We start from the raw sequence: 13,006 nt of genomic DNA on the forward strand, positions 1-13,006 counted from the left end.
TTACCATGTCATGTGCAAAAAATGCTTAAAAGCCAACATATCTTCAGTTCATAGAAGATATGTTGGCTTTTTCATAACAATTGTTTAAATATAGATCTATAGTTTGTGATGTTTTCGTTACTGTGCTGGGGCATGCAAAACTAGCCCATGTTCAGGTGTTCGTGCGTTAATGACGATATCTTCAATCTTAAATATATGAGTCAATTGATCAGGTGTAAAGTATGATTTTTTCTCAGCCAGTTGGCGCAATGATTTACCCGTTCGTATAGATTCTTTGGCAAGTTTGGCGGCTTCTTGATAACCGATAATTGGTGTCATGGCGGTAGCAAAACTAACTGATAAATCAATATCTTGCGCCAGTCGTGATTTGTTACTTGTGATGCCATCAATCGCGTTAAGTCGTAAGGTAGTCATTGCTGCTGTAAGATGTTCAATGCCAGCAAATAATGAACGAAATATAATCGGTTCAAAAGCGTTGAGTTCTAATTGTCCAGCCTCTGCAGCTGCGGTAATTGTTGCATCAAAGCCAAACATTTCAAAAGCGACTTGGTTCACAACTTCTGGAATCACTGGATTAACTTTTCCGGGCATAATTGATGAACCGGCCTGTTTTGCCGGTAGATTGATTTCAAGTAGCCCAGATCGTGGGCCAGAACTCATTAAACGTAAATCATTGGCAATTTTAGAGAGACTCATGGCGAGTGTTTTCAAAGTGCCTGATAAAGCGACCAAGCCATCAAGATTTTGTGTGGCATCAAACAGATCATGAGCCTGTGTTAATGGCAACTTGGTGATACCGGCAAGATTTGGCACAATATGTACTTGATAATGGTAGCTCACATTAATACCTGAACCGATTGCTGAACCACCCAAGTTCAGCATATAAAGTGGCTCGCGTGCACGTTGAATACGTAAAGTATCTCGCAGTAAAGGTTTTAACCAGGCGTGAAAGCTGTTACCTAAGGTCGTTGGCACGGCATCTTGCAATTGCGTACGACCCATTTTATAAGTTGTTGAAAATTCATCAGCTTTATTACCTAAAGCATCAATTAAATTTTGTAGTTCTAAAAGCAGTGGATCTAGCAAACGTAATAAGGCTATTTTTCCAGCACTAGGATAAGTATCATTAGTACTTTGGGCCATGTTAACATGATCATTTGGATTGATGTAGGTATAATCACCGCGCGAACGACCCGTTTGTTCTAAGGCAACATTAGCAATGACTTCATTCACATTCATGTTGGCGGATGTACCAGCGCCGCCTTGAATATCACTAATGGGGAACATAGATAAATCAATTGGCGTATTAAGCAGTGTTTTAGTTGCACTGACAATATGTTTGGCTACAGACCGGTCAAGATTACCTGAAGTAGCGTTGGTTTTTGCGGCTGCTTGTTTTATTTCTAAAAAGGCACGAATCAATTCAGGGTGTGTTGGTTGTGAAGAGATGGGAAAATTTTGTAAGGCACGTTGTGTGTGAATACCATAATAAGCTGTTTGTGGGATGTTGAGTTGGCCGAGTGAATCAGATTCAGTGCGCATGAGGATCTCCTTAGTAAATTCCTATAGGACTATTTTATCCCTTATTGCAGCTATACCAATTAAACATGTTACCTATCTTGACATGCGATATTCTTTGTAAATAGTGAGATTTCTAGTGCTATTTACTTATTTATCTGGCTAAACCAAAAAGAAAACAACATTTGTATGCTGTTTTCTTTTTATTTTACTTCTAATATTTTAGCGGTGTGATCATTTTCACCGATCACGACGCGATTGACGACATCCGTAAATAAACCATGTTCGACAACGCCGACCATTTTAATTAATTCATCCCCAAGTTCACGGGGATTTTCAATTAGTGGTAAATGCAAATCAATCAAAAAATTTGCGGAATCTGTACGCACAGGGTTACCATTTTGATCTAAGCGCCATGTTGGATGAAAGCCATCAGCCTGAAAGCGCTTAAAAAGCTGGTCTGAACCATAGGGAATGACTTCTACAGGTAGATATTGATTAAGCTTTGATACCCGTTTTGTTGCATCAACAACCCAAATATTCTCACGTGAGTTAAACGCAACAATTTTCTCCCAAAGTAAGGCCGCACCACCGCCTTTAATGGCTGAAAAATCATCAGCAATTTGATCGGCACCATCAATCGTTAAATCAATTTTGTCAACATCGTCAACATTATACATTGGGATACCAAGTTGCGCAGCGTTACGACGTGTTTTTTCAGAAGTTGCGACGCCAACAATTTTTAAATTTTCCTTGACTACGCGCTCCCCAAGCGCCTCAATGACATGAGCAATTGTTGATCCTGAACCAATACCGACAACCATATCATTTTGAACAAATTCAGCGGCGCGTCGGCCAGCGATAATTTTTTGTAACTCTTGACTCATGGTTTGTACTCAATCTCCTGATATTTAGCGGGTTTTTGGGCAAATGCCTTTTTCACGTAAGGGCAAACTGCCTTGATCGTCATATGATTAGTCTGTGCCTCGTTAATGACTGCATCAAGTAATTGTGCAGCAATGCCTTGACCACGTAGAGAAGGATCAACACGTGTTGCGTTAACTGAATATGTTTGACCATTATTAATGGTTGTATAAATAATTTCAGCTAATGTTTTGTCGTTGTCTTGTAAAAAATAGCGTCCTGGTTCATGTTGGAAGTCCATAATTTTTCTCCATTCTGTTACCAAATTTCAACCTGTTTAATGACATTTATTGATACCTTAATTGTACCGCATAATCTAGTGCTTAGCGATTGAACCATGGTATTTAGGAGACAATTTAAAGTTGTCATGAAATCTCTTTTAAAAACAGCCTGCTTTTACCGTATAATAGTAAAGAAAGATTAACTATAAATGGAGGAAACGTACAACTCGTGCTTTGTGTGTCAGTTGTACGCTAAAAAAATATGCGCGGATTTGAAATTGTTTCAGCTAAGGTCAATGATGGTCTTAATGTACCAAAACGTAGTACGCAAGCAGCAGCAGGGTATGATTTTGAAGCTTCAGAAGATATAGTCATTCCAAGTGCCACAAGTAATTTTTTTTTTAAAGGACTTAGCGTTTTGTCATTAGGTAAATTAAAAGGCGTACGTGATAATGCAGATCTCCAAAATATGCTTAAGCCAGTATTGATTCCAACAGGAATCAAAGCTTATATGGCGGAAGGCGAGTATTTGCAATTGGTGTCACGTTCTAGTGGACCAATTAAAAAACGAATTATGATGCCTAACGCAGTTGGAATTGTGGATGCTGATTATTATAATAATCCTTCAAATGAAGGCGAAATTTTCTTCCAATTCATTAATTTTGGTATGAAGGATGTGCATATTAAAAAAGGCGAGCGCATTGGACAAGGGATATTCTTGCCATATTTGTTGGCTGATGGGGATGAAAGTGTTGTCAAAGCGCAACGAAATGGTGGCTTTGGCTCAACTGGTCAAAATTAATCAAAAAGATATTTAAGCAATAGTAACAAAGGAGAATAACCATCGCTAAAGTTAAAACACAATTTATTTGTTCGAACTGTGGCTTCACATCAGCACGTTATCTAGGCCGGTGTTCAAACTGTGGTGAATGGGGGACATTTGTTGAAGAAAAAATTGCCCCTGAAGTTAATGATCGTAAGAGTCGTGTGAGCCTTGATGGCCGCACGGCAAAAGTTGAGAAAATTAACGAGATTACTTCTGAAGAGACACCACGCGTGGCAACGAATCTGAAAGAACTTAATCGTGTTTTAGGTGGTGGCGTTGTTCCTGGATCCATGGTGTTAATTGGTGGTGATCCTGGTATTGGAAAATCAACACTTTTGCTACAAGTTTCAGGGCAATTGGCACATGAGGGCCGTGTGTTGTATGTTACCGGTGAAGAATCAGCCACACAAGTCAAGTTGCGAGCTGACCGTTTAGGTGTCGGAAACGATGAATTTTACTTGTATCCAGAAACTGATATGACGGCCATTAAAAAACAGATTGATGAATTACAACCCGATTTTGTCGTGATTGATTCCGTGCAAACGATGCAAGAACCAGATGTCACATCTGCCATTGGATCAGTATCACAAATTCGAGAAGTGACGGCAGATCTCTTACAAATTGCCAAAACAAACAATATATCTATCTTCATTGTCGGCCATGTGACCAAAGATGGCGCGATTGCAGGACCTAAAATTTTGGAACACATGGTTGATACGGTACTTTATTTTGAGGGTGATAGTAATTATAAATATCGTATCTTGCGTGCGGTAAAAAATAGATTTGGCGCAACCAACGAATTGGGTATTTTTGAAATGCGCGATGGTGGTTTAATTGAAGTAGCGAATCCCTCTGAAATTTTCTTAGAAGAGCGGTTGGCTGGGGCAACTGGTTCGGCAATTGTTGTCGCACTTGAAGGCTCACGACCGATTTTGGTGGAATTACAAGCTTTGGTGACACCAACCGTGTTTGGTAATGCACAACGAACGGCTTCAGGATTAGATCGTAATCGTGTCTCGTTGATTATGGCGGTACTGGAAAAGCGCGCGAATTTATTGTTACAAAATCAAGATGCCTATTTAAAAGCAGCGGGTGGCGTTAAATTAGATGAACCAGCGATTGATTTAGCTATTGCGGTTGCCATAGCTAGTTCATATCATGATAAAGAATCACGTCCGAGTGATGTTTTTGTCGGTGAAATTGGTTTAACGGGCGAAGTACGTAGTGTTGCTGATATTGAAGGACGATTGAAGGAAGCGCGTAAACTCGGATTTAAGCGTGCTATTGTGCCTAAGAACAATTTAAATGGTATTGAATTTCCGGAGGGGATACAAGTTGTTGGTGTGACAACGTTAAGTGAAGCTTTAAAATTGGCTTTGGATTAAATTAATAGGGGTGAAATTCATGGGTGAAAGTGTTTGGACGTTGATTATGGGCTATTATTGGCTTTATCAATATGTTTTACGTGGCGTAGCGTATAGTAAGCGTTGGTGGCTTGGTTTACTTGCATCAGTGTTACTAGTTGCTTTAGATGTTGGGTTAGCTTGGTTAATTGGTTTAACACTTATAAACGATGATCTAGTGTTGTGGGGGAAGTTATTGCTAGTCGGAATATTATTGGCTAGTATGGTAGGTATTACAATAATTTTATATCGTTGGTGGCGCTTATTATATCAATTAACGCAACAAAAAGATGAATCAGGTCGATTGGTTGCTAAGCCGGCTTAATCAGATCATCACACCATCCTTCAATTTCAGAAGATTAAGGTGAACCATCTCAAACTGGCTGGCCGCAGATAAAGCCGACACCATACAAAACCTATCACCAAAAGATATACTGGCCATGCAACATGATATGGTTGAATTGCGTGCGGATAACGATATCTTAAAAAATCACTTGACGGTAGTTTATGATAAAATGAATGTATCCAGTGGAGTCGAAGCGATTGCATTAGCAGTGAGAAATCATATCATTTAACTGGTATGCTGTGTAATTTATGAATTTAAGAATTGTTATCATATATGTGTATTGCAACAAAAGCAATGATCAAACGAAAAAGCCAATTACCATATCAGGGAATTGGCTTTTTTGCGCGATTCATGACGCAGTCAGTTTCTTATGTTGGTCTGTTGTAAGTTAACTCGGTTTGACGATGCCAGAATTGTTCTTTTGAAAAGCGACAATCACCAAATGAAGTGCGATTGCAACGATTCCAATCATCAGGAGTTGTAGCCATAAGGTTTGTGTGCCGTTACCACCATATAAAATATTAAAATCAGATTGAATCGCGTAGAAACTAGGCGAGATGTAGCTCATTAGCTTAAAGAAATCTGGCAATATACGTTGTGGTATCATACCAGCGCCTGAAATAACCTGTATAAGCATAAATGGCATGTTAACCATGATACCAAGTTGTCCTAAAATTAAGGAAAAAATGAGGTTAACGTTTAATGCGCTAAATAATTCAATACTATGTGTTAACCATAGATGCCAATAGGTACTGGTATTAAAGTTCAACATGTATTTACCCAAGCCTACGATGATTAATGGTGCGAGAAGTGATAAGAGGCCAATTGTTATTTCAGTGTATAGATAGGCACGCCAGCGACCAATTAATGGTGCAAATGACTTATAACTTGTGACAATCAACATCGCAGCGATCATAGAACCAATGTAGAACGATAAGGTTAGAAAGAATGGCGCCATGCTGTGATGCATGCCTAAGGGAACAGGATTGATTTTAATAATATTGTCGTTATATGAGTTAGCAATCTTGCCATAAGTACTGTTAATCTGATTAACAGTCTCAGCTTTTGTTGCGTTTGCTTGTTTTAATATTTTTTCTTGTTGTTCAGGATTAGCTGTAACAGCTTCTGTGACTTCTTTTTGTAGTTGATTGAGTTCAGCTGCAGTTAAAATACCTTGACCCTGCTTTAACAAAACACTTTTTTGAATTTGACTACCCAGTGCTTTTGAGGCAGTTTCCATAGTTGTTGTCACAGTTGTTGGATTAGAGTAGTTAATATAAAATTTGAGACTAGCGGTACTATTGTGCGTGACATCTTTAATGTTATTGTTGAAATGTTCAGGCACATTAATAATGAGATAAATTTTGCGATCTTTTAATTGCGCCTTTGCTTCACTTAGCGTTAAATTTGTTTTGATATGTTTGAATGGTAACTTATCCTTCATTTGAGTTGTCAATGGACGACTATCAGAATCTTGATTAACAATAGCAACGGGAAGTTGATCCACTTTACTGGGAATTGCTTGATAGCCAGAAAAGTAAACACCCACCATGAGTAGACCATAAAACAATATAATAATCAAAGATCCGATGACACCTTTGCTTTGTAAAAATTTTTTAAAAGACATGCTATTTCTCCTTTTATTTTTCTGACAAAAGCTTAACACTTTTAATAAATGCATGCAAGTACTTGCATGCATTTATTAAAATGTTGAAGAGCAACTGTTATTGGTAAAATATTATGTTAATATAACTACAAAGAGGTGTTGCTATGTCTAAAGAAATTGACGATAAGAACTATGAATTGATTTTAAATGCCTTTGTGTCCTTACTCATTCAGGTGGGGTATCAGGCGACAACAATTAATAAAATAGCTGAGGCTGCTCATGTTAATCCGAGCACAGTCTTTAGAAAATTCAAAGATAAAGAAGGCCTTTTAGATGTTGTGATTGATAGGCACTTGCAAGATTTATCAACAATATTCGATGATTTTTCAGTCACGGGAAATATCGAAAATGACTTGGTAACGATGTCTAAAATATATCAAGAATTTCAATTGAGACACCAAGAAATCGTCGTGGTGGGTTTTCAGGAATCATTCAAAAGACCGGACATTGCGAAAGCTGTTGAAGATATACCAATTCAATTTAAAAAAATTTTATTGGCCTACTTCGATGAGATGAAGCGTCAACAAAAAATAGCAGCTACAATTGATACGGAAGCTGCTACGATGAATTTTGTCTGGTTAAATTTTGGCTACTTTATATCCGGCATTCGGTTTAGCAATCCTAAACTTTTAGTGACACCAAATGAATTTTATAATAAACAAATTCGCTTTTTTGCTAAGAGTTTGCAGTGATATTAAAATGGTTACGTGTTAAGAGCAGCTTGCCTATTGAAATATCATACGATAATCTCAATAGTTAAAAAGTAAATATTTTCACAAAGTTATTGACAAACGTAGATCATTCATGATTTAATTATATTTAAGAAGCATATTAAATATAATTTCAAGGGGAAGTACATGAATAAAGGAATGACAGTATTAGCTAGCGTAGCAGTTGTAACTGGGATTATGACACCAACAGTTGCTAAGTTTTATGGTTGGATTGTCATTTATCAGCGGACGATCAATAATAGAAATGTGCCAAACTATTATAAAACTAATTGATTGAGGTGATGATTTTATGAAAAAAGAATTGTTGCAAGTTCTTATACCGATTTTCGTGTTAATGTATCCACTCCGTTTATTATTCGACAAACTACCAAAATTAATGTGGTTGTGGACCATTTTGTATTTTGTAATTGGAATAACTAGTGTTATTTTGATTAAAAAAATACAGAGGAAATGATTGATTGTTTAGGGCATTAACCAATGAAAATGTTATTTATAAGTATGGCAGAAAGCGCTTGAAGTCAGTTGAGGGCTTTTTATAATAAAAAAATTCGCTTTTTTGCAAAAATTTGGTGTTTATATTGCATATAAATGGCACAGTTTCAATCAATTATAAAGTAGTTTGTGAATTAGAGATCACTAGTTATGTCTAAAGTGCAACAAAAAAGTAGTCCATAATGTAAACTACTTTTTTGTTGATCATTATGTTGACCTATATATTACAGTGTTTTTCTTCTATAACTCAATCCAGTACCGAGGGCGATCAATCCTAGCGACCAAACAACTAAAATAATAGTTAGTTTTTCAGTACTGACATCGCCATTATTTGTAAATAAATTTGTAATGTCAGATTTGCCAATGATGATACGGTTTAAGTCTAGATAATTCAAAGGGAACCAATTAGCTATAATACCCTTTGAAAAAATACTCGTATTTTGTGAAGCAATTAAAATACCAATTATTATGCCAATTTGTGTCAACGACTGCTTCACAAAGTGAACAACAATTAGCTGGAAAAATAAAATAATTATCATCAATAGTAGGGATAACAGAATGATATTACTTAAATAAGTGTAGCTACTTTGAGCGATAATGGTTTGTCCATTAGCTGTAGAGATCAACAGTTGATCTAAACTACCAAACTTATTTTTGATTATCAAAAAAATAAGTATAGGTGTAAAACTCACAATGGCTATAACCATGAAAGAAGTTAATGCAACTATCGACTTAGCTAGTATTTTTTTCCATTTTGTTAAAGGTAATTGATTAATCAATTTACGCCCAGGTTCACCGTTTTCAGGAATATATAGATTTATAATTATCAAAGAAAATGCGACTAACCAGACTATTGTGGAAATATTTTCCCACAAAACGTACACTAAATATGCTACTGCTGACATGTGCTTATTTGGAACAGTAGCTCGTTTTTTATGATTGACTGCCCATGAAAGTCGGTCTATCTTCATTTGGATTGTAACTGGTTGTTCACCTTGTAATTGGCCACTTTCTGTAGCCGTCTGTACCGATTGCCAATATGTTAATGCTTTTTTCTCATAGTTTTGATTGTTCTTCAACGCAGTCACAACACGCTCAGCATCATTATTTATTTTTTCCATAGTTTTCATTGTTTTATGCGCTTTTGGAATATTCTTTAAAGAATCATAACTTTGCTGAGCAGTCATTTTCTCAAGCCTGTATTCATATAGTAATTGCCCTTTATCACTACTAGGCAAGCTGAAATAAGGTAATGTGGTTAAAATGATTAATCCACATAATATTAACCATATAAGCTTAGATCGTATTATTCGTTTGTACTCAAATATGATTTGCGTTTTCATTCAAATCCCCATAGATATTCTCATAATCTGCTTTGACTTTTATAATATTGTTTGTATTTGGAAGGCTATTAACAACGATCCCACCTTTTAAATACCAAAACTCATCAACAAACTGGCTTAAATTATCAAGTAAATGTGAACTTACAATAACAATTTTATTTTTCTGTTTTAAATCGAGCATGACATTCGAAATAATAGACATATTTACTTGATCTAATCCGTTTATAGGTTCATCAAATAACATAACTTCAGCATCAACAATCAAGTAAACACCAATCATTACCATTTGGCGCATTCCTAGTGAAAGGCTAGCTATTTTTTTGTTTGTGTAATTTGATATTTTTAATAAATTAATGACTGAATCGCTCGATACTTTAGATTTCCAGCTTTGAGCGATATATTTAAACATTTCATTGACAGTTAACATCGGGAATAGTGCGTCTTGATTTTCCATAAAAAAAACCGTCTCGTTATTTGACAGAACGATTTGGCCAGAAGTAATTAAAATGTCTTTGTTTATTCCTCTCATTAATGTGGTTTTACCTGTTCCATTAGGCGCCACCAGCCCAACGATATGACCACTTTCTAATGTCATTGATAGATCATTGATTATTGGATATTTAGTATCATAGGATAATACTAAATTTTCTAGAGATAAGCTCATAGTTAATATACCGTGTAAATATATGTTGTTAAGGTTGCGTATTCTGTTGCAGCTATTGAGAGTGAAACAATTTTTGTAATTCTCATAAAATCTCCTTTTTGTAAACCGATTTTTAGTTTCTGAGGTTACTTTACAATAAAATAATTAAAAAGTAAATAGTAAAATGCTGATATAATTATAAAATCATTAGAAATAAAATGGTTGACAAGATCGCAATGATTTGAAATGAACAGTCATAATAATGTACAATAGAATAGACAAATAACTGCGGTAAAACCGCGTAATTAGGAGGAAACGTGCTTAATTTTGATTGAGTAGGCACGTCACACAACATGACTGAAGAAATTCGTGTCCGTTATGCACCATCACCAACGGGCCATTTACATATTGGTAATGCGCGTACAGCAATCTTTAACTGGCTTTTTGCGCGCCATTATAACGGCAAATTCATTATCCGTATTGAAGATACCGATACAGCGCGTAACATTGCTGACGGTGAAAAATCACAACTAGATAATCTAGCTTGGCTTGGCTTAGATTGGGATGAATCACCAGCAAACCCTGGTGAATATGGTCCATATCGTCAGTCAGAACGTAATGAACAAGGCATATACCAACCATTTATTGACGAATTATTGGCTAAGGGGTTGGCTTACAAGTCATATAAAACAACAGAAACAATCGCCGCTGAGCGCGAAGCGCAACAAGCAGCAAAGCAAGCACCGCACTATGTTTATGAGTATGAAGGCTTAACTAACGACCAACGCGAAGCCAAGTATGCTGAGTTTGAAGCGCAAGGTTTGAAGCCAGTTGTTCGTTTCCGTGTGCCTGAAGAAAAAGTTTATGCCTGGGATGATATTGTTAAAGGGCATATTGAAATTGGTGCTAAAGAAGTGGGCGGTGATTGGGTTATTCAAAAAGCAGATGGCATGCCAACCTATAACTTTGCAGTTGTTATCGATGACCATTTGATGAAAATCTCTCATGTACTACGTGGTGATGATCATGTATCAAACACACCAAAGCAAATCATGATCTTTGAGGCACTAGGGTGGCATGTGCCAAAGTTTGGTCACATGGCGTTAATTATTAATGGTGAAACAGGTAAAAAGTTATCAAAACGTGATGAAAATCTCTTGCAATTCGTAGAGCAATATCATGAATTAGGTTATCAACCACAAGCCATGGTGAACTTTATTGGTTTGCTTGGTTGGTCACCAAAGGGTGAAGATGAAATTTTCTCACTTGAAGCGTTCAAAGACATGTTTGACGAAAAGCGTCTATCAAAGGCTAATGCTAAATTTGATCAAAAGAAGTTGGAATGGATTAACAACCAATGGATGCGTCGTGATTTAGACCATGTCATGCCACAATTGATTCAAGAATTAGTCAACGCTGATTTAGTTTCCGCGGCTGATGCAGAAACTAAAAAAGAGTGGCTTGCTGAAGTCATCAAGGTAGCTGGTGTGGAAGGTATTTCTTATACACGTGAAGTTGTTGAATTGGTGCGTCAACCATTCTTTGAATTAGGAGATATGACTGATGAGATGGTTGATTACTTAACGTCAGACGATGGACGCAAAGTGTTTTCTGCTTGGGAGTCAGCTTATACAGCGTTGCCAGAATCAGCAACTGCAGAAGATTATATGACTACCATTCGTTCGATTCAAAACACACTTGAAATCAAGGGTCGTAATTTATGGAACCCAATTCGTATTGCGACAACGCATCAAATTCAAGGACCTAACTTGCCAGAAATGTTAGTTGTTATGAATAAGCAAACAATTTTAAGCACAATGGCTGCTGTTAAAGCAATGTATTTGAATTAATTAGTAACACTGTGAAGTGCTATCTCATGAATTTAAATGAGATGGTGCTTTTTATGTTAAGCAAAGTTCACGACACGGTTGATAGTTTGCAATATAATAAAGCTATAAACCTAAAAGTAACGTAGAAAGCGTGATAAAAATGTATGCCATTGAAATGATTGATTATGGGGATGTTGATGTCTTGGTTGCCACAAATACAGCTGTGCAACCAACAATTAAACCAACACAAATTTTAGTTAAACAGCATGCAGCGGCAATTGATCCTTATGATATGAAATTCAGACAGGGATTAATGGGTCAAGAAAAAGCAGTACCTTTAATTCTAGGTTCATCTGTAGCGGGTGAAATAGTTGCACTTGGCACAGAGGTTGATGGTTTTGCCATCGGTGATCGGGTGGCTGCGTCACCACATTTGAATAGTTATGCTGAATTTGTTGCTTTAGGCCGTAAAACTGTGGCTAAAATACCAGATAACGTGAGTTATGCACAGGCAGCAGCTTTGGCGTTAGGCGCACAAACAGGTTATCAAGCAATCACAGAAAATTTAAATAGCCAAGCAGGGGAATCCGTATTAATATTAGGCGGTGCTGGCTCAGTTGGCTTGACTGCAATACAAGTAGCTAAATTACGTGGGGCAGGTGACATTTATACGACAGCTGTTGGTGAAGGCGTGAACTTTCTGAAACACTTTGATTCAAATTTTCATGTGATTGATACACATACAGAACAAGTGGCTAATATGATACCTGATGGTGTTGACGTCATTTTGGATACACTAGGTCATGATTCGCTTAAACAAGCATTATCTGTATTAAAACCAACAGGCCGTCTGGTGTCACTGGTTGGGGATGACGATGATGTGCGTGTCACGCATAGCTATCTAAAATCAAATGGTGAACAGTTAGAACAACTACTTCAGTTGGTATCAGAGAATAAAGTTAAGGTAGTTATTTCAGATATTAAACCATTTAATGTTGAAAATTTGAAAAAATTTCAGATGTTAAAACATATTGTTGGTAAGTTAGTTTTAACGTTTGAATAGT

13 protein-coding genes are annotated in these 13,006 nt (G+C 36.7%); 7 read left to right on the plus strand and 6 right to left on the minus strand.

Features of this window, described 5'->3' with window-relative positions; genetic code table 11:
- Window positions 1–117: 117 nt before the first annotated feature.
- From K5Q14_RS04135 to K5Q14_RS04145, 3 genes are all read right to left on the minus strand, one after another.
- Window positions 118–1,542 (minus strand): aspartate ammonia-lyase, encoded by a 1,425-nt coding sequence (locus K5Q14_RS04135; RefSeq protein WP_220734567.1) that lies wholly within the window; start codon window positions 1,540–1,542, stop codon window positions 118–120.
- A 179-nt stretch (window positions 1,543–1,721) separates the two neighbouring features.
- On the minus strand, window positions 1,722–2,405 hold the full coding sequence (gene rpiA / locus K5Q14_RS04140) for a ribose-5-phosphate isomerase RpiA (RefSeq protein WP_220734568.1): 684 nt from the start codon (window positions 2,403–2,405) through the stop codon (window positions 1,722–1,724).
- On the minus strand, window positions 2,402–2,683 hold the full coding sequence (locus K5Q14_RS04145) for a GNAT family N-acetyltransferase (protein WP_220734569.1): 282 nt from the start codon (window positions 2,681–2,683) through the stop codon (window positions 2,402–2,404). The genes rpiA and K5Q14_RS04145 overlap by 4 nt, the downstream gene beginning before the upstream one ends.
- A gap of 242 nt (window positions 2,684–2,925) precedes the next feature.
- Here K5Q14_RS04145 and K5Q14_RS04150 point away from each other — a divergent pair, with 242 nt between their 5' ends.
- Genes K5Q14_RS04150 through K5Q14_RS04160 form a run of 3 tightly spaced genes read left to right on the plus strand, consistent with a single transcriptional unit; the run spans window position 2,926 to window position 5,217 of the window.
- Window positions 2,926–3,465: a dCTP deaminase/dUTPase family protein gene (locus tag K5Q14_RS04150; RefSeq protein ID WP_220734570.1), complete on the plus strand. Its 540-nt coding sequence runs from the start codon at window positions 2,926–2,928 to the stop codon at window positions 3,463–3,465.
- Between the two features lie 41 nt (window positions 3,466–3,506).
- A complete protein-coding gene (gene radA / locus K5Q14_RS04155; protein ID WP_220734706.1) occupies window positions 3,507–4,874 on the plus strand; it encodes a DNA repair protein RadA in 1,368 nt (455 codons plus the stop codon).
- Between the two features lie 19 nt (window positions 4,875–4,893).
- Window positions 4,894–5,217, plus strand: a complete 324-nt coding sequence (locus tag K5Q14_RS04160; RefSeq protein WP_246587557.1) for a hypothetical protein — start codon at window positions 4,894–4,896, stop codon at window positions 5,215–5,217.
- A gap of 409 nt (window positions 5,218–5,626) precedes the next feature.
- On the opposite strand, the gene K5Q14_RS04165 is transcribed toward K5Q14_RS04160, so the two are convergent.
- Window positions 5,627–6,865 (minus strand): YhgE/Pip domain-containing protein, encoded by a 1,239-nt coding sequence (locus K5Q14_RS04165; protein WP_220734571.1) that lies wholly within the window; start codon window positions 6,863–6,865, stop codon window positions 5,627–5,629.
- A 143-nt stretch (window positions 6,866–7,008) separates the two neighbouring features.
- On the opposite strand from K5Q14_RS04165, the gene K5Q14_RS04170 reads away from it, so the two are divergent.
- Both K5Q14_RS04170 and K5Q14_RS04175 read left to right on the plus strand, forming a co-directional pair.
- Window positions 7,009–7,596 (plus strand): TetR/AcrR family transcriptional regulator, encoded by a 588-nt coding sequence (locus K5Q14_RS04170; RefSeq protein WP_220734572.1) that lies wholly within the window; start codon window positions 7,009–7,011, stop codon window positions 7,594–7,596.
- Between the two features lie 165 nt (window positions 7,597–7,761).
- Window positions 7,762–7,908 (plus strand): hypothetical protein, encoded by a 147-nt coding sequence (locus tag K5Q14_RS04175; RefSeq protein WP_220734573.1) that lies wholly within the window; start codon window positions 7,762–7,764, stop codon window positions 7,906–7,908.
- A 443-nt stretch (window positions 7,909–8,351) separates the two neighbouring features.
- On the opposite strand, the gene K5Q14_RS04180 is transcribed toward K5Q14_RS04175, so the two are convergent.
- Together K5Q14_RS04180 and K5Q14_RS04185 are read right to left on the minus strand one after the other, a co-directional pair.
- Entirely contained in the window at window positions 8,352–9,470 is a 1,119-nt protein-coding gene (locus K5Q14_RS04180; protein WP_220734574.1) for a hypothetical protein, read from the minus strand.
- Window positions 9,448–10,065: an ATP-binding cassette domain-containing protein gene (locus K5Q14_RS04185; RefSeq protein ID WP_220734575.1), complete on the minus strand. Its 618-nt coding sequence runs from the start codon at window positions 10,063–10,065 to the stop codon at window positions 9,448–9,450. The genes K5Q14_RS04180 and K5Q14_RS04185 overlap by 23 nt, the downstream gene beginning before the upstream one ends.
- Before the next feature lie 401 nt (window positions 10,066–10,466).
- Here K5Q14_RS04185 and gltX point away from each other — a divergent pair, with 401 nt between their 5' ends.
- Together gltX and K5Q14_RS04195 are read left to right on the plus strand one after the other, a co-directional pair.
- Complete coding sequence (gene gltX / locus K5Q14_RS04190; protein ID WP_220734576.1) at window positions 10,467–11,963, plus strand: glutamate--tRNA ligase; 1,497 nt, start codon at window positions 10,467–10,469, stop codon at window positions 11,961–11,963.
- Between the two features lie 139 nt (window positions 11,964–12,102).
- On the plus strand, window positions 12,103–13,005 hold the full coding sequence (locus K5Q14_RS04195; RefSeq protein WP_220734708.1) for an NADP-dependent oxidoreductase: 903 nt from the start codon (window positions 12,103–12,105) through the stop codon (window positions 13,003–13,005).
- The last annotated feature ends 1 nt before the right edge of the window (window position 13,006 follow it).

Source organism: Leuconostoc inhae, from assembly GCF_019656015.1.
Lineage (GTDB): Bacteria > Bacillota > Bacilli > Lactobacillales > Lactobacillaceae > Leuconostoc > Leuconostoc inhae_A.

Bases quoted from the DNA above. Each gene is read 5' to 3' on its own strand.
- K5Q14_RS04175 (WP_220734573.1), top strand. From the start codon at position 7,762: ATGAATAAAGGAATGACAGTATTAGCTAGCGTAGCAGTTGTAACTGGG.
- K5Q14_RS04195 (WP_220734708.1), top strand. From the start codon at position 12,103: ATGTATGCCATTGAAATGATTGATTATGGGGATGTTGATGTCTTGGTT.
- K5Q14_RS04180 (WP_220734574.1), bottom strand. From the start codon at position 9,470: ATGAAAACGCAAATCATATTTGAGTACAAACGAATAATACGATCTAAG.
- K5Q14_RS04170 (WP_220734572.1), top strand. From the start codon at position 7,009: ATGTCTAAAGAAATTGACGATAAGAACTATGAATTGATTTTAAATGCC.
- K5Q14_RS04165 (WP_220734571.1), bottom strand. From the start codon at position 6,865: ATGTCTTTTAAAAAATTTTTACAAAGCAAAGGTGTCATCGGATCTTTG.
- rpiA (WP_220734568.1), bottom strand. From the start codon at position 2,405: ATGAGTCAAGAGTTACAAAAAATTATCGCTGGCCGACGCGCCGCTGAA.
- gltX (WP_220734576.1), top strand. From the start codon at position 10,467: ATGACTGAAGAAATTCGTGTCCGTTATGCACCATCACCAACGGGCCAT.
- K5Q14_RS04160 (WP_246587557.1), top strand. From the start codon at position 4,894: ATGGGTGAAAGTGTTTGGACGTTGATTATGGGCTATTATTGGCTTTAT.
- K5Q14_RS04145 (WP_220734569.1), bottom strand. From the start codon at position 2,683: ATGGACTTCCAACATGAACCAGGACGCTATTTTTTACAAGACAACGAC.
- K5Q14_RS04150 (WP_220734570.1), top strand. From the start codon at position 2,926: ATGCGCGGATTTGAAATTGTTTCAGCTAAGGTCAATGATGGTCTTAAT.
- K5Q14_RS04135 (WP_220734567.1), bottom strand. From the start codon at position 1,542: ATGCGCACTGAATCTGATTCACTCGGCCAACTCAACATCCCACAAACA.
- K5Q14_RS04185 (WP_220734575.1), bottom strand. From the start codon at position 10,065: ATGACATTAGAAAGTGGTCATATCGTTGGGCTGGTGGCGCCTAATGGA.